Genomic DNA, 1,171 nt, shown 5'->3' on the forward strand with positions numbered 1-1,171 from the left:
CCCAGGAGCCGCATCGGAATACCCGCCGGCCCCTACCCGGTCGACCGGCCGCCGTGCACTGGACCGTACGGACCTCCGCCGCTGGGACAGCGTCGAAGGCCCTCGTGCCCAGGGGTTGCTCCAGCAGCCCGCACGAGCAGTGGAAAGGAATCAGCGTTGTGCAAGTCATTCGGCAAGCCGGAATGGAGGAGCCGGACTGTGAACCGGTCGGAGATGATCCGTATTTTCGGTCCAGCCCTGGCCCGGCCGAATACGGTGCTGAAGTTGGGTCTGGCTTTCTGTGCCTGGACGGCAAAGACGGTGCGGTTCTGCAGCTGACCCGTGAACTCGAAGAGAGAAATTGGAGTGAGTCATGCCTATAGATTCAGACAAGCAGCGTTTCGAGCGTTCGGTCGTACGGCTTTGCTCGGCAGGGTGGAAAATTCGAGAGACGCAAGGACCTGAGATCCGGCGAGCCGTGATCACTTTGCCTCCACAAGCTGAGAGCTACTTCGATACAGAAGGAGTACTCCGAGAGAATATGAGATTCACTTGGAGTCAAGGTATGCCTTCTAGGGTGCAGGCAATCTTCGCCTGCGAAGGTCTCGTTGTGCGCATCGATCTCCAATCGGGGGGCGGAGAAGGGGTATTGCTTTCAGGTAGTACTGGAGATTCGGATTTGTGTAGAATTGCCAAGTCTTTTCAACTTCTAGAGGAAATGGGGTATGTGGCAGAGCCTGATTTCGCATACACCGACTCCAGTGGCTGGCAGGATATTCACGAGCGTAGTCCGGGTGGCACTAAAGCCATTTTCTGGAATTCTCAGTCGCACGTAGACTGTTTTGATGCAGAAGGAACGCTAATTGACGATATGCCCATGCAGTGGTCCGGCAATCCCAGAGAGATCGCAGAGGTGCTGCGCGAGACGGGGCTGACGGTCGATGTCCCAGAAAGCTCAAAGGTTGCTTTCTTTGTCGGGCCCATATGGGAAGAAAATATATGACCTGCGTCATGGCGTACCGAAGAATGTTCATCTAAGAATGTCGATGAGGTGGTTGTTCAGCTTTTGGCGATTCCTCACCACTCTATGCGTTCGTCTCCATCCTTGCGTAAATCTCTGAGGCTGTATACCGGACCAAAAAAAGCTAAGGCGCGAATGTCGCTCGACTCACAGTACGGATCGGTTCAAGCT

Annotated in this window: 1 protein-coding gene; it reads left to right on the forward strand. The window is 54.9% G+C overall.

Translation table 11 applies throughout. From position 1 onward, the window contains the following. The first annotated feature begins 556 nt into the window (after positions 1-556). Positions 557-982, forward strand: coding sequence for a hypothetical protein (locus ACFXKA_RS43080; RefSeq protein WP_379431925.1), 426 nt, complete (start codon positions 557-559; stop codon positions 980-982). The last annotated feature ends 189 nt before the right edge of the window (positions 983-1,171 follow it).

This window comes from Nocardia sp. NPDC059228, from assembly GCF_042754245.1.
Lineage (GTDB): Bacteria > Actinomycetota > Actinomycetes > Mycobacteriales > Mycobacteriaceae > Nocardia.